General features: G+C 64.8%; 19 protein-coding genes and 1 pseudogene. 8 read left to right on the forward strand and 12 right to left on the reverse strand.

Going from position 1 to position 22619, the window contains the following annotated elements; genetic code table 11:
- The 4 genes from lspA (at position 1) to LB535_RS21775 (ending at position 5008) form a co-directional block, all read left to right on the forward strand.
- Positions 1–489, forward strand: a complete 489-nt coding sequence (gene lspA, locus LB535_RS21760; protein ID WP_224633641.1) for a signal peptidase II — start codon at positions 1–3, stop codon at positions 487–489.
- Positions 490–544: 55 nt separating this feature from the next.
- Positions 545–1534 (forward strand): MDR family oxidoreductase, encoded by a 990-nt coding sequence (locus LB535_RS21765; RefSeq protein WP_224633642.1) that lies wholly within the window; start codon positions 545–547, stop codon positions 1532–1534.
- Between the two features lie 123 nt (positions 1535–1657).
- Positions 1658–3937: a PAS domain-containing hybrid sensor histidine kinase/response regulator gene (locus LB535_RS21770; RefSeq protein ID WP_224633643.1), complete on the forward strand. Its 2280-nt coding sequence runs from the start codon at positions 1658–1660 to the stop codon at positions 3935–3937.
- A gap of 183 nt (positions 3938–4120) precedes the next feature.
- Positions 4121–5008 carry a GNAT family N-acetyltransferase gene (locus LB535_RS21775; RefSeq protein ID WP_095769253.1) on the forward strand — a complete coding sequence of 296 codons (888 nt, stop codon included), beginning with the start codon at positions 4121–4123 and terminating at the stop codon, positions 5006–5008.
- 142 nt (positions 5009–5150) lie between these two features.
- On the opposite strand, the pseudogene LB535_RS21780 reads toward LB535_RS21775, so the two are convergent.
- Positions 5151–5782: pseudogene (locus LB535_RS21780) on the reverse strand (trimeric intracellular cation channel family protein).
- A gap of 99 nt (positions 5783–5881) precedes the next feature.
- The gene (gene grpE / locus LB535_RS21785) at positions 5882–6514 is read right to left on the reverse strand and encodes a nucleotide exchange factor GrpE (RefSeq protein WP_224633644.1); all 633 of its coding nucleotides are present in this window, start codon (positions 6512–6514) and stop codon (positions 5882–5884) included.
- Positions 6515–6732: 218 nt separating this feature from the next.
- Between grpE and LB535_RS21790 the strand changes: the two genes are divergently transcribed.
- A complete protein-coding gene (locus tag LB535_RS21790) occupies positions 6733–6933 on the forward strand; it encodes a hypothetical protein (RefSeq protein WP_140845241.1) in 201 nt (66 codons plus the stop codon).
- A 23-nt stretch (positions 6934–6956) separates the two neighbouring features.
- On the opposite strand, the gene LB535_RS21795 is transcribed toward LB535_RS21790, so the two are convergent.
- The 6 genes from LB535_RS21795 to cysG form a co-directional block, all read right to left on the reverse strand.
- Positions 6957–7577 carry a DJ-1/PfpI family protein gene (locus LB535_RS21795; protein WP_095769249.1) on the reverse strand — a complete coding sequence of 207 codons (621 nt, stop codon included), beginning with the start codon at positions 7575–7577 and terminating at the stop codon, positions 6957–6959.
- Between the two features lie 213 nt (positions 7578–7790).
- Positions 7791–8324: a DUF934 domain-containing protein gene (locus LB535_RS21800; RefSeq protein ID WP_095769248.1), complete on the reverse strand. Its 534-nt coding sequence runs from the start codon at positions 8322–8324 to the stop codon at positions 7791–7793.
- A 97-nt stretch (positions 8325–8421) separates the two neighbouring features.
- Positions 8422–9183 (reverse strand): phosphoadenylyl-sulfate reductase, encoded by a 762-nt coding sequence (locus tag LB535_RS21805; protein WP_095769247.1) that lies wholly within the window; start codon positions 9181–9183, stop codon positions 8422–8424.
- On the reverse strand, positions 9158–10828 hold the full coding sequence (locus tag LB535_RS21810) for a nitrite/sulfite reductase (protein WP_224633645.1): 1671 nt from the start codon (positions 10826–10828) through the stop codon (positions 9158–9160). Before LB535_RS21810 ends, LB535_RS21805 begins: the two co-directional genes overlap by 26 nt.
- 43 nt (positions 10829–10871) lie before the next feature.
- A complete protein-coding gene (locus LB535_RS21815; RefSeq protein ID WP_095769245.1) occupies positions 10872–11177 on the reverse strand; it encodes a DUF2849 domain-containing protein in 306 nt (101 codons plus the stop codon).
- Positions 11174–12622: a siroheme synthase CysG gene (cysG, locus tag LB535_RS21820; RefSeq protein WP_224633646.1), complete on the reverse strand. Its 1449-nt coding sequence runs from the start codon at positions 12620–12622 to the stop codon at positions 11174–11176. The genes LB535_RS21815 and cysG overlap by 4 nt, the downstream gene beginning before the upstream one ends.
- Before the next feature lie 416 nt (positions 12623–13038).
- On the opposite strand from cysG, the gene LB535_RS21825 reads away from it, so the two are divergent.
- Entirely contained in the window at positions 13039–13479 is a 441-nt protein-coding gene (locus tag LB535_RS21825; protein ID WP_095769243.1) for a host attachment family protein, read from the forward strand.
- A 208-nt stretch (positions 13480–13687) separates the two neighbouring features.
- Positions 13688–15487 (forward strand): YbaL family putative K(+) efflux transporter, encoded by a 1800-nt coding sequence (ybaL, locus tag LB535_RS21830; protein ID WP_224633647.1) that lies wholly within the window; start codon positions 13688–13690, stop codon positions 15485–15487.
- 6 nt (positions 15488–15493) lie between these two features.
- Here ybaL and LB535_RS21835 read toward each other — a convergent pair whose 3' ends face one another.
- Entirely contained in the window at positions 15494–16237 is a 744-nt protein-coding gene (locus LB535_RS21835) for an AraC family transcriptional regulator (RefSeq protein WP_224633648.1), read from the reverse strand.
- Positions 16238–16424: 187 nt separating this feature from the next.
- On the opposite strand from LB535_RS21835, the gene LB535_RS21840 reads away from it, so the two are divergent.
- On the forward strand, positions 16425–17342 hold the full coding sequence (locus tag LB535_RS21840) for a zinc-binding dehydrogenase (protein ID WP_224633760.1): 918 nt from the start codon (positions 16425–16427) through the stop codon (positions 17340–17342).
- Between the two features lie 10 nt (positions 17343–17352).
- Here LB535_RS21840 and LB535_RS21845 read toward each other — a convergent pair whose 3' ends face one another.
- The 3 genes from LB535_RS21845 to LB535_RS21855 all read right to left on the reverse strand — a co-directional run bounded on the left by LB535_RS21845 (position 17353) and on the right by LB535_RS21855 (position 22603).
- Positions 17353–18102 carry an SDR family NAD(P)-dependent oxidoreductase gene (locus LB535_RS21845; protein WP_095769240.1) on the reverse strand — a complete coding sequence of 250 codons (750 nt, stop codon included), beginning with the start codon at positions 18100–18102 and terminating at the stop codon, positions 17353–17355.
- Between the two features lie 65 nt (positions 18103–18167).
- The gene (locus tag LB535_RS21850) at positions 18168–20444 is read right to left on the reverse strand and encodes a transglycosylase domain-containing protein (protein ID WP_224633649.1); all 2277 of its coding nucleotides are present in this window, start codon (positions 20442–20444) and stop codon (positions 18168–18170) included.
- Between the two features lie 191 nt (positions 20445–20635).
- Positions 20636–22603 (reverse strand): acyltransferase family protein, encoded by a 1968-nt coding sequence (locus LB535_RS21855; RefSeq protein ID WP_224633650.1) that lies wholly within the window; start codon positions 22601–22603, stop codon positions 20636–20638.
- Between the last annotated feature and the right edge of the window lie 16 nt (positions 22604–22619).

A 22619-nucleotide genomic window follows, 5' to 3' on the forward strand; every position in this document is an offset into this window, starting at 1 on the left:
ATGAAATCCTGGTCGCCTTACGTCGTGCTGGTCGTCATCGCCATTGCGCTCGACCAGTGGATCAAGCAGCTGGTCGAGAACGGTCTCGCCTTTCAGGAGAAGGTCGACCTCCTGCCCTTCCTGGCGCTGTTTCGCACCTACAACACCGGCATCGCCTTCTCGATGTTCGAGTCCTTCGGCGATACCGGCCTGGTAGTCATCGCCGTGCTCGTCGTCGCCTTCGTGCTCTATCTCGCCACGCGCACGTCGGCCGGCCATGTCGTCGCTCGTATCGGCTTTGCGCTGATCATCGGCGGCGCGCTCGGCAACCTCATCGACCGCGCCGTCTACGGTCACGTCATCGACTACATCCTGTTCCACACGCCCGTCTGGTCCTTCGCGGTCTTCAATCTCGCCGACACCTTCATCTCGGTCGGCGCAGCGCTTGTCGTCTTCGACGAACTGATCGGCTGGCGGCGCGAAGCCAAGTCCCAGGACCTTGGCAATTGACCTCACGCTGTTGAAACCGCAGACTTCCTCATCAGCCAGAGGCGAGGAGAAAATCATGCCCGACACCTTCAAAGCCATCCTCGTGTCGCGCGATGCGGACAAGAAGCAGTCCGTCGATGTCGTCGACCTCGCCGAGGCCGACCTGATGGAAGGCGATGTCACTGTCGCCGTCGAGGCGACGACGGTGAACTACAAGGACGGGCTCGCCATCACCGGCAAGGCCCCGGTCGTGCGCCGCTGGCCGCTGGTTCCAGGCATCGATTTCGCCGGCACCGTGATCTCCTCCTCGCATGCCGACTGGCGCAAGGGAGACAAGGTAATCCTCAACGGCTGGGGCGTCGGCGAGACGCATTACGGCGCCTATGCCGGCCGCGCCCGCGTCAAGGGCGACTGGCTGGTGCCGCTGCCCGAGGGCATGAGCGCGCATGATGCTATGGCTGTCGGCACGGCGGGCTACACGGCAATGCTCTCGGTCATGGCGCTGGAGCGGCACGGAATCGTGCCGGACCGCGGTCCCGTGGTGGTGACGGGCGCTGCCGGCGGCGTCGGCTCGGTCGCCATCTCGATCCTGTCGAGCCTCGGCTATCATGTCATCGCCTCGACCGGCCGCAACGCCGAGAGCCCCTATCTGATCGACCTTGGCGCGGCCGAGGTGATCTCGCGCGAAGAGCTCAGCCAGCCCCCGAAACCGCTCGCCAAGGAGCGCTGGGCAGGCGGCGTCGACTCGGTCGGCAGCCATACCTTGGCCAATGTGCTGTCGATGACCTCCTATGGCGGCGCGATCGCCGCCTGCGGCCTGGCCGGCGGCATGGATCTGCCCGGAAGCGTCGCGCCCTTCATCCTGCGCGGCGTCTCGCTGCTCGGCATCGATTCGGTAATGGCGCCGAAGCCGGTACGCCTGGAAGCATGGCGCCGCATCGGCACCGACCTCGACTCCAAGAAGCTGTCGACATTGTCCCGCACGATCGGTTTCGACGGCATTGTCGCCGCCGCGCGCGATATCGTCGAAGGCAAGGTCAGGGGTCGTGTCGTTGTCGATATGTAGCTCGCAACGACCTCGCGAAGCTCGGTTTCGCCCGCGCATGCGGACAGCCGGATCCGCTCAAATAGCTAAAATTCGAACGATCCCTCCCAGCCTTCCATAATTTCTGTCTGGCATGATCTGCGCATGGTCGCGGACTCCGACATCAGACAGGACAGCAAAGCCGCCGGCGCTCACAGGCTCATCGCCGATGCGCCGAAGCGGCAGGTGCTCGTCGCGCCGCCGTTGGCTCCCGAATTGCCCGCAGCCGGCCACCAAGGCTTGCCGTTCCTGACGATCGTTGCCATCGCCATTATGGCGGGGCTCGCGCATCTCACCGGGGCGCCGCTCATCATCACCGCCGGCCTCGCCGCCATAGCCTTTGCCGGCCTTGCCATGCATCTGCGCAGCCGCCGCGACGAGCGGCGCACCGCAGCGCTTCTCGACGAGACCGCCGCGCGCAGCCGCGCCGAGATCGAAACCCTCGCCGACCGCATGTGGGAGATGCAGGAGAGCGAGGAGCGCTTCCGCGGCCTGATCGACGCGCTGGGCGACCTCGTCGTCCATCGCGATCGCGACGGCCACATCGTTTATGCCAACAGCGTCTTTGCCTCGCTTGTCGAGCTCGATGCGCGCGATCTTGCCGGCAAGACCTTGTCCGAGCTTGGCATCGATGTCGGCATCGTTCCCGACGCCGCCTTCTCCGATCATGAATGCCTGAGCTCGACCGATGTCGCGATCCGCACCCCGAACGGACCACGCTGGTTCTCCTGGATCGAATTGTCGGTGCGCGACAAGGACACGGGCGCGGTCTCGCACCGGGCGATCGCCCGCGACATCACCGCCCGCAAGCGCGCCGAATCCTCGCTGATCACCGCGCGCGAACGGGCCGAATATGCCAGCCAGGCCAAGTCACGCTTCCTCGCCACCGTCAGCCATGAGATCCGCACGCCGATGAACGGCATCATGGGCATGGCGAAGCTGCTTGCCGATACCGACCTCTCGCCCGAACAGCGCACCTATGTCGGCGCCGTTTCCACCTCGGCCAGCGCGCTGCTCGCGCTCATCGAGGACCTGCTCGACTATTCCAAGATCGAGGCCGGCCGCTTCGAACCCGAGCCCCAGCCGACCTCGCTGCGCGAGATCGCCGACAACATCATCGAGCTTTTGGCCGCAAAGGCCTTCGCCAAGAACATCGGCCTCGGCTGCCATGTCGAGCCCGATGTGCCGCAGATGATCACCGCCGATCCAGGCCGCGTGCGCCAGGTGCTGCTCAACCTCATCGGCAATGCGGTGAAGTTTACCGACACGGGCGGGGTGCTGCTGACCGTGGCGCGCGCCCGCAGCGAAACCACTGACCGTATCTGCTTCACCATCGCCGACACCGGCCCGGGCCTGCGCGAAGAGGACATGGAGCGCATTTTCGAGGAATTCGAGCAGTCCGACGGCACCTCGACCAGGGTGCATGGCGGCGCCGGCCTCGGGCTTGCCATCTCGAAGCGGCTGGCGACGGCGATGGGCGGCTCGATCTCGGTCTCGAGCCGGCTCGGCGAAGGATCCGAATTCGTCTTGGAGCTTCCGGCGGTCGCCGCGACCGAGCCGCCGCCGCATCGCCACAACATCCTTGCCGACCGGCGGGCCGTAATCGTGTCGAAAAACGCCATCGAGGCCGATGCCATCGCCCGCGCGATCAAGGCCCATGGCGGCATCGTCGAGATTGCCGCGACACCGAGCCAGGCCACCCCGTGGGCTGCAGGCTGCAACGTGCTCCTGATCGACGCTGCGCTCGAAAACAGCGACGGGAGGCTGCTCAAGCGGCTGCGCGATTCTGGCTTTACCGACTGCGAGGCCATCACCCTGATTGCGCCGACGGATCGCGGCATGCTCGGCGAATTCCGGGCCAGCGGCTATGCCACCTTCCTGGCCCGGCCGGTGCGGGGCGAGACCCTGCTGCGTGTGCTGTTGACCAGCCATGGCTCGGCGCTAGCCAAGCCGCTGCCGAAGCCGCGCGGTGCCCCCTCGGTGCGCAAGCGCGACCAGGGCCTGTCGGTGCTGATCGCGGAAGACAATGACATCAACGCCATGCTCGCCCGCGCCACGCTGCTCAAGGCCGGACACCGCGTCAAGATCGTCGGCAACGGCAAGGCCGCGGTCGATGCCGTTACCGATGCCGGCCTCAAGTTCCGCTTCGATGTGGTGCTGATGGACCTGCATATGCCTGTCATGGACGGGCTGGACGCGATCGCCGCCATCCGTCGCCACGAAGAGTCCCTGGCCATGCCCCCGATTCCGATCATGGTGCTTTCGGCCGACAGCCAGGAAAAGACCCGGCATGCCGTGCTTGCCCATGGCGCCAGCGGTTTCGTGACCAAGCCGCTCGACCCGGACGCGCTCGTCCAGGCGGTCGAGGGCCAGGTTGCCGCCTGAGGAAATTTCTAACCGTTGAACGCCTTGGCTTGCTTGGCTTTCGCGATCACAAGATAGCCGGTTGAGTGTATTGCCCAGCCGACAAAGTATTGCCCGCCACGTCGTATCACGGTACTGTCACAATCCTGTTGCACCTACACCGTATCCCCGTGCCAAGAGGGATGGCTCGAAGGAGAATCACTCGTGCATACAGTCGTGCCTGAATGTGACACTCGGCCGAATGCCGGCGGCGCCCTGCTCGCCGCTCGTACCGCCGACGCCGTCGCAAGCGGCGCTCCGCTGGGCCGCATCGGCAATCTCGAAGTGCGGCTCGCGCGCAACGAGGCCGAGATCGCCGCCGCCCAGGAAGTGCGCTACCGGGTATTCTACGACGAGCTCGGCGCGAGGAAGGACCTGTTCCAGGCGCAGGACCGGCGCGACGCCGACCGGTTCGACCCGCTCTGCGATCACCTTCTGGTGTTGGACAATTCCCTTCCCGGCCCTGAGCACCGCCGCATCGTCGGCACCTACCGCCTGCTGCGGCAGGAAATCGCCGCGACGGCCGGCGGCTTCTATTCCGAGGGCGAGTTCGAGCTTACCAAGCTGATTGCGCGGCATCCCGGCCAGCGCTTCCTCGAACTCGGCCGTTCCTGCGTTCTGCCGGAATACCGCTCCAAACGCACCATCGAGGCGCTCTGGCAAGGCATCTGGGCCTATATCAACCACTACGACATCGGCGTGATGACCGGCTGCGCCTCGTTCCATGGCATCGTGCCGGCGGCGCATGCCGAGGCGCTGACCTATCTCGCCCATCATTGCCGCACCAACTCCGCCTGGGATGTTCGCGCGGTTCCGGGACGCTACTGTTCGATGGACCTGATGCCGATCGAGGCGGTGAACGCCAAGGCGGCGATCGCCGCCATGCCGCCGCTGGTCAAGGGCTATCTGCGCGTCGGTGCCCGCATCGGCGACGGCTGCGTCATCGACCACGAATTCTCGACCGTCGACGTCTTCGTCGTCATGCCGGTCAAGGAGATCGGCGCCCGCTACGTCAACTACTATGGCGGCGAAGGGCAGCGTTTCGCGGCATAGCGAATAGCGAATAGCGAATAGCGAATAGCGAATAGCGAATAGCGAATAGCGAATAGCGAATAGCGAATAGCGAATAGAAGAAAGCGGCGGGATCTGTTCCGTTCAACCCCTATTCGCTACTCCCTATTCGCTACTCGCTCCCTCAGGGAATATCCTCCGGCCTTCGCCCCGGCCGGCTTTTATAGGCCGGAAACGACCAGCCGAATTTAAGCGCTCCGCGCGCACCGCGAATGCGCCCGCGAAGCCGAGCAGGCTGGACGCCAGCGCCGGCAGGCCGGCAAGATCGCCAAGGGTGAAGATGGCGGCGCCGGCAAGCGCGGCCGTGACATAGATCTCGGGCCTGAGCAGCACCGATGGCTCGCCGGCAAGCAGGTCGCGCAGAATACCGCCGAAGGTCGCCGTCAAGACGCCGGTGATGACCGACACGACGGGCGAGCCGGTGATCGCCAGCCCCTTGGCCGCGCCCATCACCGAAAAAGCGGCAAGGCCGACGGCATCGAGCCACAGCAGCAGCTTGTAGCGGGATTCGAACCGGTGGGCGCTGAAGAAGACCAGCACCGCGACGACGGCGCAGATCAGTACATAACCGCTGTTGGCGACCCAGAACACCGGCAGGTTGAGGATGACGTCGCGCAGCGTCCCGCCGCCGATGCCGGTGACGCTGGCCAGGAACAGAAAGCCGATGATGTCGAGTTCTTTGCGCGATGCGGCAAGCGCGCCCGTCGCCGCGAAGACGGCCACGCCGGCATAGTCGAGCGACGCGATGGGGTTCATGGGCGAGCGAGTAGTGAGTAGCGAATAGAGTAGGGAAATAGCACGAAGCCGGGGATAAATATCAGCCCCTACTCACTACTTCCTATTCGCTACTCTCTCTCACGCATCCTTCTCGGCCTGCTCGTTCACCGGGCCCGGCTCGACCTTGGCCTCGGCGGCCGCCTTCGGGCCGCCCTTGGCGACGCCGACCATCGCTGGCCGCAGCACGCGCTCGCCGATCGAATAGCCTGGCTGCACAACCTGGACGACAGTGCCTGCGGGAACATCCGGATTGGGGACCTCGAACATCGCCTGGTGGAAGTTCGGATCGAACTTCTCGCCTTCGGGCGCGAGTCTCTTCACCCCGTGGCGCTCCAGCGCCGAAAGCATGGCGCGCTCGGTAAGGTCGACCCCTTCGATCAGCGATTTGAAGCCGGCGTCGCCGCTGGCCTTTGCCTCGGCGGGAATCGCGTCCAGCGCGCGGCGCAGATTGTCGGACACCGACAGCATGTCGCGCGCGAAATTGGCGACGGCATAGGCGCGGGCGTCCTGGACGTCGCGCGCGGTGCGCCGCCGCAAATTCTCCATTTCGGCCGCCGCGCGCAGTGCGCGGTCCTTCAGTTCCTCGTTTTCCTTCAGCAGCCGCACCAGCGCTTCATAGTCGCCGTCGACGCCGCCCTCCGCACGCTCGCCGGAAGCCTCGGCGGCTTCCATCTCTTCGGGCGTGCGTTCGTCTTTTGCCTGGTCGCTCATCGCGTTTCCCGTCATTTCGAATTGCTCTGGATTTGCGCCCGATATCGAGGTTTGGAGGGCAAAAATCAAGGGGCAAGCGCAGGCGGCTGGTGGCAGGCTGCCGTTCCAAATTAATTCAAACTTTACCGTATCACGCAGCTTTGCTTGCTCTCGAGCACTGGCACGGGAACCATGAACCGCCCGCGGGAGTTTCGAAGCCGACACAGGATTTTGGGACGATGAACGGCAACAACGGCAACAGGCGCGCCGAATTGGCCAACGATATCAGGCGGCAGGCGGGCAGCGAAGCGACGAAGCGCTTTCTGCGCACCTTGCCGGTATTTCGCCTGGAAAGGGAGATGCCCCGGCAGTTGACCGACCTGCTTGACCGCCTCGACGGCGCCGAGGCGGAGAACGCGGACGACCCGCGGCGTCAGTAGCCGCGCGCCGCAACTGACAAGTTTCAGGCCGCCTTCCTGTCGTCGCGCATCAGCACTTCGCCGTGACGGATCTCGGTGCCGAGCACCTTCAGGCATTCCCGCATGAAGGCGGCTAGGCCCGGCCAGCCCTTGGCTGAAACCAGATTGCCGTCGACATGGGCGCCGGTCGGCGCGACATCGATATAGATGCCGCCGGCAAGCGTCACTTCCGGCTCGCAATAATGCAGCGCCGCCACTTCCTTGCCGCGCACCACGCCGTCGACCGCGATCAGGATCTGCGCGCCGTGACAGATGGTGAAGATCGGCTTGCCGGTTTCATGGAAATGCCTAACCAGCGCCTGCACGCGCTTGTCGATGCGGATATATTCCGGCCCGCGGCCGCCCGCCGCATAGACAGCATCGTAGTCGGCTGGGTTCACTTCGGCGAAGGTCTTGTTGAGGATGTAATCGTGACCAGGTTTTTCGGTATAGGTCTGGTGGCCCTCGAAGTCGTGCAACGAGGTCTTGAGCACGTCGCCGGCCTTCTTGTCCGGGCACACGACATGGACGGTGTGGCCGACCGCGTGCATGGCCTGCTCGAAGACGAAAATCTCGTATTCCTCGCTGAACTCGCCAACGAGCATCAATATCTTCTTGCCTGCCATGCTGCTTCCTCCCTTAGCTGGCCATTATTTCGTGGTACGAAGTAACGGCCTATCCTAAGGGCAGGTCGGCCGAAGCGGAAGCCCGAATCGCCAATGTGGTCTGACCAGACCAGCGCAGCGCGCTTTCCAAACCTATCTTGAGCTGGGCTGACCAACAAAATGCGTGACGCTGGTCGGACCACAGCGATTTCATTTGCCCTATGAAATGCCGCGTCAGCTGGGACGCTTGCGCCGCCAGGAATATTTTGGACCCTTGGCCTCCGGTTCGACCGCCGGCTGATAGTAAAGCGGCAAGCCGCCGGTGCGGCCTTCCTCCAGCCGCTTCAAGAGCACCGGATTGGAGACCTCAAACTCGTCGAAGCCGAGCCGCAGCATATGCGGCAGCTGGTCGACCAGCACCTGCCCGGTCGCGCGCACCGCGCCCTTGAATTGATGCCGGGCGCGCAGCAATTCGCCCTTGGAAAAAGAGCGGCCGTCATTGAAGGCCGGGAAGGCCAGCGCCACCAACGACAGCTGGTCGAGCAGGCCAGTTATCTTGTCCAGCTCGTCGCCGGGCTGCAGCAGGACGCCGAGACGCTCCTTGGCCGATTTGCGAACGTCTTCATCCAGCCCGAGAAAAGCCTGCAGAGGCAGGATGAAACGGCCGTTGCCGGCAAGCGCCTCGGCGCTTTCGGCGTGGGTCCACTCATCCTCGCGAAAACCGTCACGGGTCCAGAGGCGGGTCCCCGCTGTCGTCGATCCTGTCATCAAAAATCCCAAAGTCACAAAATCTCGAGGCGAGCCGGCAGGCCGCCAGCAACCGGAAGCCGCTTGCGGACCGGCATCACGTGAATAGCGATATACCCTAAAGCGAGGCGTCGGTCAGCGACTTCTCCAAACCGGAGAGGTGAATACCGCACTCGGTCTTGGCGTGGCCCGCCCAGCGGCCGCTGCGCGCATCCTCGCCCGGCTGCACCGGCTGCGTGCAAGGGAAGCAGCCGATCGAGAGATAGCCATAGGCGACCAGCGGATTTTCGCGCAGCGCATGCGCCCGCATATAGTCGGCCTGGTCCGATGTCGTCCAATGCGCCAGCGGATTGATGCGGATGCGTGAGCCGACGGCCTCGAAGACGGGCAAAGCCGTGCGCGTCGAAGCCTGGAAGCGCTTGCGCCCCGTGAACCAGGCGCGGAACGGTTCGACGCCGCGCGCCAGCGGCTCGACCTTGCGCACATTGCAGCAGGAATCGGTGTCGGTCTCGTGCAGCCTGCCGGTCGGATCGACGCGTTGGAGCGCGGTCTCTTCCGGCTTAATCACCCTGATGTCGGTGAGGCCGAAATCGGCGACCAGCGCGTCGCGATAGCCGAGCGTCTCCTCGAAATGCTTGCCGGTGTCGAGGAAGATGACCGGCAGCGCGCGGTCGATCTCCGAAATCATGTGCAGCAGCACGGCGGAGTCCGCGCCGAAGGAAGACACCGCGGCGACCGCGCCGCGGAATTCGTGCGCCGACCGTTCGATGATCTCGATCGGCTTCAGATGGCCTAACAGCGCGTCGAGCCCCGCTGCCTCGGCGGCAACGCCGGTCTCGACTTCGCCTGTCCGGTCAAGCGGCCTTGGTTTCGCCAGCATAAAGCGCCTCCTTGAACGGCGCGGGACCGACACGGCGGTAGGCGTCGATGAAACGTTCGTCAGGACTGAGCCGAAGGCCGAGATAGGTATCGACGATCTGCTCGATGGCATCGGTGATCTCATCAGAGGAGAAGCCGCGGCCGATGATCTCGCCGACGGAGGTGTTTTCGTCGGCCGAACCGCCAAGCGTCACCTGATAGAGCTCGGTGCCTTTCTTCTCCACGCCCAGAATGCCGATATGGCCGACATGGTGGTGGCCGCAGGCATTGATGCAGCCGGAGATCTTCAGCTTCAACTCGCCGATTTCGCGCTGCCGCTCCAGCGAGGCGAAGCGGCGCGAGATTTCCTGCGCCACCGGAATCGAGCGCGCCGTGGCCAGCGCGCAATAATCGAGGCCCGGGCAGGAGATTATGTCGCTGATCAGATTGGAATTGGCTGTCGCCAGGCCGATCTCGACCAGCGCGTCGTAGACCGCCTTGAGGTCGGCGCGCGCCACATGCGGCAGGATCAGGTTCTGTTCGTGGCTGACGCGCAATTCGTCGAAGGCGTATTTTTCGGCGATGTCGGCAACCGCTTCCATCTGGCTGTCCGTTGCGTCGCCGGGCACCTCGCCGATGCCCTTGAGCGAGATCGTCACCGCCGCATAGTCGGGATGGCGATGCGTCACGACATTCTGGTCGAGCCATTCCGAAAAGCTCTTGGAATCGAGCCTGGCCTGTTTCACCGCATCATCGCCTTCCGGACGGGAAACCAGCGCCGGCGGCGCGAAATAGGCGTTGATCGCCTGGATATCGGCTTCCGGCAGCTTGAGCTCGGCGTCCCTCAGCGCCTGCCACTCGGCCTCGACCTGGCGGGTGATCTCCTCCACGCCGGTCTCGTGCACCAGGATCTTGATGCGCGCCTTGAACTTGTTGTCGCGACGGCCGTAGAGGTTGTACACGCGCAGGATGGCCGTGCAGTAGGACAGCAACTCCGCCTCCGGCAGGAAGTCGCGGATCTTTCTCGCCACCATCGGCGTGCGGCCCTGGCCGCCGCCTACGTAGACGGCAAAGCCCAGCTCGCCGGCGGCGTTCTTTTTCAGATGCAGACCGATGTCATGCGTCTGGATGGCGGCGCGGTCGCGCTCGGCGCCGGTCACCGCGATCTTGAACTTGCGCGGCAGGTACGAGAACTCGGGATGCACCGACGACCATTGGCGCAGGATTTCCGCATAGGGGCGCGGATCGGCGACCTCGTCGGCGGCGGCTCCGGCGAAATGGTCGGCGGTGACGTTGCGGATGCAGTTGCCGCTGGTCTGGATGGCGTGCATCTCGACGCTCGCCAGATCGGCGAGGATCGCAGGGATGTCCGACAGCGCCGGCCAGTTGAACTGGATGTTCTGGCGCGTGGTGAAATGGCCGTAGCCCTTGTCGTATTTGCGCGCGATGTGGCCGAGCATGCGCAATTGCCTGCTGTTCAACGTGCCGTAGGGCACGGCGATGCGCAGCATATAGGCGTGCAGCTGCAGATAGACGCCGTTCATCAGCCTGAGCGGCCGGAACTGGTCCTCGGTGATCTCGCCGGCAAGCCGGCGCTGCACCTGGTCGCTGAACTCGGCGACACGGGCCTGTACGAAATCCTGGTCGAACTCGTCGTAACGGTACATGCTTCGTCTTTCAGGGCGCGTCCGCCCGCTGCTTTTCTTGGGGTTAAGCCGCCCGTGCCGCTTCCGGGCTCGCCTGCTTGCCGAGATCGGTGCGGATGGTCGGGCCCGCGGCGCGGATCTTTTCGCGCAGCCGCACCGGCTCGACCAGGCCATCGACCACCGTGACGTCGATCAGGTTGACGTCGACCACCTCATTGTTGGCGCCAGCCGCGGCGCCGATCGCTTCCAGCCGGTCCTCCGCCGTCTTGTCATGCGCGATATCGGCGTGACCGACCGTCTCCGCCCAGCCGCCGGCGGCGTACCAGACGGCGATGCCGTCGGAGAGCCTGTTCGCGGTGAGAACCTTCATTGCTCAACTCCTTCGGCGACGGCTGAAGCCGCGCCCTCATGCTTACGTGCCGCGAGCGGCTCGGATTGTTCAAAATTGGCGCCGGCGACGGCGTCGCCGATGATCGTCATCACCGGTCCGGTGAGATCGGCGCGCTCCTCCAGCGACGGCAGGTCGGCAAGCGTGCCGTGGAAACGGCGGCGGTTGCCGAGGCTGGCATTCTCGACGACGGCAACGGCAGTATCCGGCGACAGTCCCCCTTCGATCAGCCGGCCGGCGACTTCCGCCGCGACCGAACGGCCCATATAGACGGCAACGGTCGCGCCCGAAATGGCAAGCTTGGCCCAGTCGGGCAGCGAGTTGCCCTTGAGGTCGTGGCCGGTGGTAAACACCATCGAAGACGAAACGCCGCGCAGCGTCAGCGGCAGCTCGAAGTCGGCGGCGGCGGCGAAGGCGGCGGTGACGCCCGGAACCACTTCATAGGCGATCCCGGCCTCGCGCAGCGCCGCCATCTCTTCGCCGGCACGGCCGAACACCAGCGGATCGCCGGACTTCAGCCGCACCACGCGCTTGCCGGCGCGGCCCAGCTCGATGAGCAGCGCGTTGATCTCTTCCTGGCTCTTGGAATGGCAGCCCTTGCGTTTTCCCACCGGCAGGCGCTCGGCGTCGCGGCGGCCCATGGCGACGATCGCCTCCGGCACCAGCGCGTCGTAGACGATGGCGTCGGCCTCCAACAGCAGGCGATGCGCGCGCAAGGTCAAAAGGTCCTCCGCACCCGGACCGGCGCCGACCAGCGCGATGTGTCCGGTAACCGGAGCATCCTGGGCCAAGAGCTCGAGCGCCGCGCCATGCGCCTCGGCGAGGTCGCCGGCTTCGATGGCCTTGGCCGGCGAACCGGCGAAGAAATCGCTCCAGAAGCGGCGGCGCCGATTGCCCTTCGGCAGGCTCTCGGCGGCGGCGCGGAAGGACGCGGCAAGTGCCGCCAGCCGGCCGAGCGACGGCGACAGCATGCGGTCGATGCGCCCGCGCAGCATCTGCGCCAAAACCGGTCCGGCGCCCTCTGTGCCGATGGCGATCGCCACCGGCGCCCGGTTGACCAATGCGGGCGTGAGGAAATCGCACAGCTCCGGACGATCCACGGCGTTGACCGCAATGCCCAGCCGCCGCGCGTCCTCGACGACGCGGCGATCGAGCGCCTCTTCGCCGCTGGCGGCGAACACCAGGGCGGCACCTTGGAGATGCGCGGCCTCATAGGCTGCGTTGATGTGAACAGCGCCGGCCGACGCGATGAAATCCAGCAGGCCGTCGCTGGCATCGTCGGCAACGATGCGCAACACCGCGCTCGATTGCGAAAGCAGCCGCGCCTTGGCGAGCGCCTCCTCGCCATTGCCGATGATGGCTACGGCTTCGCCGTCGACCCGCATGAAGACGGGAAAGGCATTGAGCTTGGCGTTGGCTGACGACATGGCAATGAGCAATATTGGAATAGTTTGGCAGTTTTACGCGGCTACGCCCAAAATCAGAAGGCAAGCACTCGCGCGTCGCCGAACGGCAGGCAATCGCTTTTTCGCAACTGCGAAGGCCAAGAGAACAAAATTCTACTTTGACGGTGAGACGGCCGGAGCGGCATAAGAAACAGCCTTGATCCGTCGTAATTTTTAGCGCCTGACCGAGAAAGCCGCAAAACAGTTTATTCTAAATTCTACTAAGTTAATAGATTAAAGCTGACCCTGCGGGATAGGCGCTCGACCGAGTCTGCCGGAAGCGATCGAGACGCCATCGCCGGATCGGAACAATCATGCCTCGCGGCTCGTTTGCCTAGCAATCCATTTGCGGATCCCAAGCTCCATCTATCGGCAAGCAGCAAGCAAGGAGGAACGCCATGAGCATCAAGCTGAAACACGGACTGTGGGTCATCGTGGCTGATGGCGAAAAGGCGCTTTTCCTGCGCAACCAGGGCGACGCCAAGTTCCCGAACCTCGAAGTGGTGCAGGAGATGGAGCAGGAGAACCCCGCCACGCGTGAGCAAGGCAGCGACAAGCCGGGCCGCCAGAGCAACGAGGGTCCCCGCAGCGCCGTCGAGGAAACCGACTGGCACCGTCTCGGCAAGGAGCGCTTCGCCGTCGAGATTGCCGACCGGCTCTACAAGCTGGCGCATCGCGGCGCGTTCGACGCGGTCGTGCTGATCGCGCCGCCGCAGGTGCTTGGCGAGATGCGTCAGAAACTGCACAAGGAGGTTTGCGAGAAGGTGCAGGCGGAAATCCCGAAGACACTCACGAACCATACGATTCCCGACATCGAGAACCTGTTGCAAGCGGCATAAGGCGCCGAAAAAAAGCGGCTTCGAGGCTGGGTCGCGTCCCGAAGCCGTCTCTTTGTCGGCGCGGCGCCGATTTCCGGTGCGCGTCGCCTTCAGCGTCGAATTCTGCGCGGCGGCGGTTGCATCATCGCCGCTGCGTCCATCATATTGCCGAAGGCGACGGCCTCGGCCCATCCGACATCGTGAATTTTCGAAAGGCGCGCAAAAGACAATGCCGCATGACACGCCCCTTATCGCCACCATCGTCGCCGGTCTGGGGCTTGCATTCGTCTTCGGGGCGTTAACCAACCGCTTCCGCATCCCGCCGCTCGTCGGCTATCTTGTCGCTGGCGTCCTTGTCGGTCCCAACACGCCCGGCTTCGTCGCAGACGCCAGCCTCGCCAATGAACTCGCGGAAATCGGCGTCATCCTTTTGATGTTCGGCGTCGGCCTGCATTTTTCGCTGAAGGACCTTCTGTCCGTCCGCGCCATCGCGGTGCCGGGCGCCATCGTGCAGATCGGCTTTGCGACCCTGCTCGGCGTCGGACTTGCCTGGCTGCTCGGCTGGTCGCTTGGCGCCGGCCTGGTCTTTGGCCTGGCGCTTTCGGTCGCCTCGACCGTGGTGCTTTTGCGCGCCATGCAGGAGCGGCGGCTGATCGAGACCGAGCGCGGCCGCATCGCCGTCGGCTGGCTGATCGTCGAGGATCTCGCCATGGTGCTGACGCTGGTGCTCTTGCCGGCGCTCGCCGGCGTGCTCGGGGGCCAGCCCCAGGTCGACGACCATGCGAGCCTGCTTTCGCTGCCCGCCAGCTACGGCATTTGGGGCGTGGTCGGCGTCACGCTCGCCAAGGTCGCCGCCTTCGTCGTCGTCATGCTGGTGGTCGGCCGCAGGGTCATTCCGTGGATCCTGCATTACGTCGCTCACACCGGCTCCCGGGAATTGTTCCGGCTCGCGGTGCTGGCCATCGCGCTCGGCGTCGCCTTCGGCGCGGCGAAGCTGTTCGGCGTCTCGCTGGCGCTCGGCGCCTTCTTCGCCGGCATGATCATGAGCGAATCCGAGCTCAGCCACCGCGCGGCGGAAGAATCGCTGCCGCTGCGCGACGCTTTCTCGGTGCTGTTCTTCGTCTCGGTCGGCATGCTGTTCGACCCGTTCAGCCTGATCAGCAACGGCCTGCCGATCCTCGCCACCTTGGCCATCATCGTCATCGGCAAGTCGATCGCCGCTTTCGTCATCGTCATTGTCTTCCGCTATCCGATCGCGACCGCGCTGATGATTTCGGCGAGCCTTGCCCAGATCGGCGAATTCTCCTTCATCCTGGCCGAGCTTGGCGTCGGCCTGAAACTGTTGCCCGAACAGGGCCGCGACCTGATCCTGGCTGGCGCCATTCTCTCGATTCTGCTCAATCCGCTGATGTTCCTCGTTGTCGACTGGGTGAAGCCGTGGCTGGAAAAGCACGCCGGCAAGGCCGCGCCGGCCGAAGAGCAAAGGCCTATCGGCCCGGCGACCGAGCCCGGCCAGGTCGCGTCGGTCCAGGCGGCTCCCGGCAAGGAAGATGGCCCGCCGCCCAAAACCGCGCTTGCCGGCCATTCCATCCTGATTGGCTACGGCCGCGTCGGCAGCCTGGTGGGCGCGGCGTTGAAAAAAGCCGCCCTGCCCTTCCTGGTCATCGAGGATGCCGACAAGACGCTGGCCAAGCTGCGCGACGACGGCGTCGAGACCATCGCCGGCAACGCCGCCAATGCGGACGTCTTCGCGGCCGCCAACCCGGAAGACGCCAAGCGGCTGATCCTCGCCATCCCCAATGCCTTCGAGGCCGGCCAGATCGTGCTTCGGGCCCGAGCCGCCAATCCGGCGATCAGCATCATTGCCCGCGCTCATTCCGACGCCGAGGTCGAGCATCTGAAAGGACTCGGCGCCGACACCGTGATCATGGGCGAGCGCGAGATCGCCCGCGGGGTCGTCGAGGTGGTGACCGGCAAGACCACGGATCCGGCCGGGCCTGGCATGGAGATCAACCCGCAGCCTGCTTGATGGATGTCAGGCCAGGAACGCAAAGCCGCCATTCTGCGCGATGTCGCTGAGGTATTTTGCCGGCGGCTTGCCCAGCGCCTTTTTGAACATGGTGATGAAAGCGGTCACGGATTCATAGCCGAGATCGCCCGACACCTGCTGCACGCTGGCGCCGGAAGACAACTCCCTAAGTGCCACGATCAGATGCAGCTGCTGGCGCCAGCGTCCGAAACTCAGGCCCGTCTCCTTCACAACGAGCCGCGCCAGGCTGCTCTCGCTGAGCGCGACGCGGCCGGCCCATTGCGCCAACGTGCTGCGATCGGCGGGGTCGTCGGCCAGCGCTTCGGCGATCCGCCGCAGCCGCGGCTCGGCCGAGATCGGCAAATGCAATTGCTGCACAGGCATACGCGGCAGTTCCGCGAGCAGCACGCTTCCCAGGAAGTTGCCGCGTGCATCGTTCGGCGCGCACTCCGACAGTTCGATGATCAACTCGCGCAGCAGCGGCGAGATCGAAAGCGTGCAGCACCGGTCCGGCAGGTCGGCGGCGCCGGGCTCGATATAGACGAAGAAAATCCGCGCATTCGCCGTCGCGATGTTGCTGTGTTCCATGCGGCTCGGCACCCACACCCCGCAATGCGGCGGCACCATCCAAAGCCCGCTCGGAACGCGGCAGGTGACGCCGCCGCCGAGCGCGAAGACGAGCTGCCCCTTGCGGTGCCAATGCTCACGCGCCTCGGCCCTGGTCTCGGTGACATCGACGCCAACGGCCATCGCCGGCGCAGCCACGTCGTCGACGTCGAAATCCAGCCAGGGCCAGCGAAGCGGCTGTCTATCCTTGACTGCTTTCAGCGATCATCTGGCCTTATCTCTAAATTCTTCAACCAGGAAAGTCGATAGGCTCCAGCCAATTCGTCAATCGATCGCGACTCCCAAACGCCAGTTTCAAAAGGATGGGCCCATGCTCGCTCTCGCCATCTCTTCCGACAGCTCCGACCGGCTGAAGCTCACCGAGGTCGATCACCCAAACTGCAATGGAAATGAAGCGTTGGTGGCAGTTCATGCAACATCGTTAAATCGTGGCGAGCTGCGCCTGCTCGGCATCCGACCTGACGGGTGGATACCTGGCCAGGACATCGCCGGCATTGTCGAGCGCGCGGCGGCCGATGGCTCGGGCCCGACCGCGGGCACGCGCGTTGCCGCCTTGGTCGACCAGGCCGGCTGGGCCGAACGGGTCGCGGTTCCGACCGATTGTCTTGCCGTTATGCCGGACGCGGTCAGCTTCGCGTCCGCAGCCACGCTTCCGGTCGCGGGCACGACGGCGCTGAGAACCTTGCGCCATGGCGGCGATCTCGCCGGACAGCAGGTCCTGATCACCGGCTCAAGCGGCGCGGTCGGCCGCTTCCAGGTCCAGATCGCCAGCGAGCAAGGCGCTTCAGTGACAGCGGTCGCTTCGGCGCGGCATCACGATGACCTTCGCGATCTGGGCGCCGGGCAGGTCGTCGAGTCGATCGAACTGGCCGAGGGATCCTTTTCGCTGATCACCGAATCGGTCGGCGGCAAAAGCCTCGCCGATGCGATCGAACGCATCGCGCCCGGCGGGACCATCGTCATGTTCGGTTCGAGCAGCGGCGAGCTCACGCCGATCGGTTTCCGTCAGTTCGTTCCGGGCCACGAAGGCGCGAGGCTTCAGACCTTCGCCTATTACACGTCCGGTTCAGCCATCGGCGCCGACATCGCCGCGCTGCTCGATCTTGTCGCGGCCGGCAGGCTCGAAACGCGCGTGGCCATGACCGTGCCGTGGACGGAGATCGGCCGGGCCCTGGACGCGTTGCGGCAACGCAGCTTCAGCGGCAAGGCCGTTGTCACCATGACCTGAAGTCAGCCAATCAAACGTGCTGGCCGCCATTGATGTGGATTTCCGAGCCGGTCACGTAGGACGCCTGGCCCGAGCACAGGAAGAAGATGATGTCGGCCACTTCCGAAGTGGCGCCCAGCCGTCTCAGCGGGATCGTCTCGACTATTCTGTCGGTGCCGGGCGAAAGGATCGCGGTGTCGATCTCGCCCGGCGCGATCGCGTTGACGCGGATGCCGTGCGGGCCGAAATCATGCGCCATCTCGCGCGTCAGCGAGCCGAGCGCCGCTTTCGATGTGGCATAGGCCGTGCCGGCGAACGGATGCACACGTGTGCCGGCGATCGAGGTGACATTGACGATCGAGCCCTTGGCAGCGGCGAGTTCCTTGAACAGCCCCCTTGCCAGCATGATCGGCGCGAAGAAATTGACCTGGAACACGTCGCGCCAGACATGCATCGGCGTCTCGATCGAGTCCATGCGCCTGCCGTCTTTCAGCTTCGGCGAAATGCCGGCGTTGTTGACCAGGGCGTGCAGCTGCCCGCCATGCGCCTCCAGCCGGTGACGAATTTCCGAAACGGCGATGCCGACATCCTCCTGGTCGGCGAGGTCGACCTTGATGTGGTCCTCGGGACCGGCCGGCCACGGGCAATCCTCGGCGAAGGCCTGGCGCGAGCAGGTGATGACGCGCCAGCCCTCGCGCGAAAAGCGCTTCACCGTCGCATGGCCGATGCCGCGGCTGGCGCCGGTGAGCACGATTGTTTTTCTGCTGTCGGTCTCGGCCATGGTTTTGTCTCCGGCCGGACATGTAGCCGAAGGCGCTTGCCATTGCGAGAGGTGAAGTTGCCGCTCTAACCGCCGCCCAGAATATCGAGGATCGAAGTCTGGCGCTTTTTCGTCGGGCCGCCGACATTGCCAGGCGGCACCGGATGCTTGATCGAGGCGGTCTCGCCGCTGTCGCTCGGCATATCGAAGCCGGCGGCATCGACCGTCTCGGCAGGTCGCGCGGTCCGCACTGGGCGTGCGGGCGCCTGGGCGACAGGCTGCGATCGAGCAGCAGGCTGTGACTGGCCGACGGCCGCCGGCGGCGCAGGCGGCGGCTGCGAGGCGTCCGCCGACGGGATCTCGTCCGGCACGATCGTGTCGGATGGCGTCGACTTCCAGGTGCCGGGCAGCGGCCGCACCGGCACGCCCTCATGCGCGGCCACCATGAATTCGTGCCAGGCCTGCGCCGGCAGGGCGCCGCCGGTGACCTTCTTCATCGGGCTGCCGTCGTCATTGCCGAACCACACGCCCGTCGTGAGATTGGCGGTGTAGCCGACGAACCAGGCGTCGCGCGAGTTCTGGCTGGTGCCGGTCTTGCCGGCCGACGGCCAATTGAAGGCCGCCTTCTTGGCGGTGCCGATCTCGACCGTGCCAGTCATCATCGAATTCATCATGCCGACGGTGTCGGCCTTGACGACGCGCGGCGCGCTGCCGCCGCTGTTCTCGTAAAGCACCTTGCCCTCGCCGGTGGTGATGCGGCGGATGAAATGGACGTCCGGCTTGTAGCCGCCATTGGCGAACGGAACGTAGGCGGAAGTCAGCTCCAGCGGCGTCACCTCCGAGGTGCCGAGCGCGATCGAGGTGTTGGCCTGCAGGTCGGACTGGATGCCCATGCGATGCGCGGCTTCCACCACCGCGTCGGGCCCGACTTCCATGGTGAGCTGCGCCGCCACTGAGTTCAGCGACTTGGCCAGCGCCGTCGCCAGCGTCACCTTGCCGTAATATTTGCCGCCGTAATTGTCCGGCGTCCATTTGCCGATTTTGATCGGCGCGTCGTTGCGGATGCTGTCCGGCGTGCGGCCGGCCTCCAGCGCCGCCATGTAGACGAACGGCTTGAAGGCCGAGCCCGGCTGCCGGCGCGCTTCCGAGGCGCGGTCGAACTGGCTGGTGGAATAATCATAGCCGCCGACCATGGCGCGCACCGCGCCGGAATCGTCGATCGACACCAGCGCGCCTTGGCTGACGTTGAGCTTCTTGCCGCTTTCGTCGATCAGCCGGCGGATCGACTGTTCGGCAAGCTTCTGCAGGGTCAAGTCGACAGTGGTGTCGACGATGATGTCGCCGCGCACGTCGCCGATGAGATCGGGAAGCTCCTCCATCACTGTGTCGGCGACATAATTCTCGGAGCCGGTCCAGTAGGACGGCGCGCGCGTCGCCGGCGCGCTCAGCGCCACCTTGTATTCCTTGTCGCTGATCTTGCCTTCCGCGCGCATGGCCGCGAGCACGAGCTGCGCCCGCTCCTCGGCCGCCTTCGGGTCGCGCGCCGGCGAAAGCTTGGACGGTGCCTTGAGCAGCCCCGCCAGCAGTGCTGCCTCCGAAAGGCTCACGTCGCGCGCGCTCTTGCCGAAATAGCGCCGCGAAGCCGCTTCCACGCCATAGGCGCCGGATCCGAAATAGACCCGGTTGAGGTACATTTCGAGGATCTGGTCCTTGCTGTGCTTGTGTTCGAGCCAGAGCGCGAGCAGCACTTCCTGCACCTTGCGCTCCAGCGTGCGGTCCGGCGTCAGGAACAGGTTCTTGGCCAACTGCTGCGTCAGCGTCGAGCCGCCCTGCGAGAAATGGCCGCCGAGAACGTTGGTGACCATGGCGCGTGAAAGCCCGATCGGATCGATGCCGAAATGCGAATAGAAGCGGCGGTCCTCGATGGCGACGACCGCCTCGGGGATATAAGGCGACATTTCGTGCAGGCCGACGGCCTCGCCGCCCGACATGCCGCGATTGGCGATCAGCCCGCCATCGACCGACACGATCTTGATGTTGGGCGCGCGGTCGGGGATCGACCAGGTGGTCGCCGCCGGCATCTTGGCGCCGTAATAGACGACGATGCCGGCAGCCGCGATGCCGCCCCAGATACAGAACACGAAGCACCAGTAGACCAGGCGGGTGGCGATGCCGAGCAAGCCCCGCCGGCTGCGGTCGCGGCCGCGACCGCGTGATTTCTTTGCGGATCTGCCCTTTGCAGTGGATTTACGGCTGCGCGGCACGACGCGATCCTCCTCGCTCACCGAAAAGCCTTCGGAGGATTTCGCCCGCGGCGCCCCCTCGAAGCTCGGTTCGATGCGACTGTCTCTGCGGTTCGCCATGCGCTCTTGCTAGCCTGCCCCCGGGTGCCGATGGCGTTCGGGTTGAAGACTAGATGCGGCGATTTAAGGGCGGGTTAAAGCAGGGTTTATGCAGCCTTTTGAAAACCCTTAGGATTTTCTGAATCCAACGGTCTCGCGGTGTCGTTCGCAGCCAGGTCGACGGCCCTGCGGCAGTCTCATTGCGACGTTGCTCAAAATCCAGCTGCCTTGGCCAGGTAGGGAGCCAGCGCCAGCGCGTAGGTTGCCGTTAGGTGATGGTTGTCGCGCAGCACGACGATGTTGCCGACCACCGCCGGGCAGCTGTCCTTGCTGCATAGCGCATCGTTCATGTCGACCAAGGTCACCCCGGCCATTGACCGGGCGGCGAGCGCGTAGATGTTTTCCCGTTCGACCTCCGCGCGCGGATTGATGCATTTGGCCGGGTCCGTGCCCAGGCAGGTGCGCGGGTCGAACAGGCTGAAAGGCGTGTTGCGGATGGCGACGACGCGCACGCCCTGACTTGTGAGCTCGCCCCAGACGCTGCGCAATCCCTCAATCATCGCATCCTGGGCAACGCTGGTATAGTTGCTCTGGCTGGTGATCACGAAATCGGGCTTCAATTTGGCGATTTCGGCGAGAACTTTCTCCCGCCACAGCGCGCATTGCTGATACGGCTTGCCGTCTTCAAGGATGGTGACCCGGGTTACCGGGCATGCCGCCTTGGTGAAGGTGACGAGCCTCCATTTTCTGTCTTTGGCGATTTTGTCGACAGCCGGCACCCATTGCGCCGCGTGGGAATCGCCCATCACGACAATGGTCCTCGTCCCCGCCGGGTCGCCGAGCAGGCAACCGGTCGCGTCGGTTCCCTTCTGCTGCTGATGACACTTCATCCTGTAGATGACGGGCACGTCGCTGCCGATCTTGCTCAAAGGCGGCAGCGGCTTGACGCCCTGGGGGACGACAGCGTTCGCCAGCAAGGCCGCAGGTCCCGGATAATTCGGCGTTCCGATCAGGTTGGTGTCGATGGGCTGCCGGTCGATCGCGTAGACGAGTCCGCCGGCCACCGCCACGCACAACCCCACCGCCACCGTGCCGTCGATCAGTGGCCGCCATGCCCGGGACGAGCGCGAATGGCGATAGGGCTGTTCGACGAAGCGGTAGGAGAGTTCGGAAACCATCAGGGTGACGACGATCAGCAGAACACCATCAACAAGGCCGATCGCGCCGCGCTGCGCGGCGTAAAAAATGATCAGCGGCCAATGCCACAGGTAGATCGAATAGGAGCGATCGCCGATATAGCGCAGCATGGCGATGTCGAGGCCGCGGAAGCGGCCCATGCGTACGCTGCCGGCCGCAATGATCAAGATCGTGCCGAGTGTCGGCAGCAGCGCCTTGAAACCCGGAAAATCGGTCGACCTTGAAAACAGCATCGCCGATGCGAGCGCCGCCAAGATGCCGGCGAGAACCATCGCTGTCCGCACGCGGCCGTTTGGCCGGAAGCGGTCGGAGGTCAGCGCCAGCAGCCCGCCGAGGGCCAGCTCCCAGACCCGCGTGTGGGTGACGAAATAGGCCCAAGCCGGATCGGATCGGGTGAGAGCGACGGAAGCCGCGAGCGAGCCCGCCATGACCACGCCGAGCAGAAAGACGAGCGTCTGCATCGGCGAATATCCGCGACGCCTGGCCCACCACAGCGCCGTCATCATCAGCAGCGGCCAGACGATGTAGAACTGCTCCTCGATCGACAGCGACCAGAAATGCTGCACGGGGCTCGGCGCGTCCTCGGCGCCGAGATAATCCACGGCCTGTTCGGCAAGCCGCCAGTTCTGCATGTAGAGCGCGCTTGCGATCACTTGTTTGGCGGTTTCTTCCCACCATGCGTCCGACACGAACAGCAGCGTTCCAGCGAGCGTGACCAGGAGCGCGACGATCGCCGCCGGCAGCAGCCGCCTGACCCGACGCGTGTAAAAGCCGACCAGCGAGATGCCGTCTTCGCTGAGCGCCATGCGGGTGAGCAGGCCGGTGATGAGGAAGCCGGAGATGACGAAGAAGATATCGACCCCGACATAGCCGCCGGGAAGCGCTGCCGGCCAGATGTGGAAAATCACCACAAAGGCGACGGCAAGCCCGCGCAGCCCCTGTATCTCCGGCCGAAATCCCCCCGGCGCAATGTCGTCTCGCAAAGCCGGTCTAGCCCCT

Source organism: Mesorhizobium sp. CA10, assembly GCF_020165285.1.
GTDB lineage: Bacteria > Pseudomonadota > Alphaproteobacteria > Rhizobiales > Rhizobiaceae > Mesorhizobium.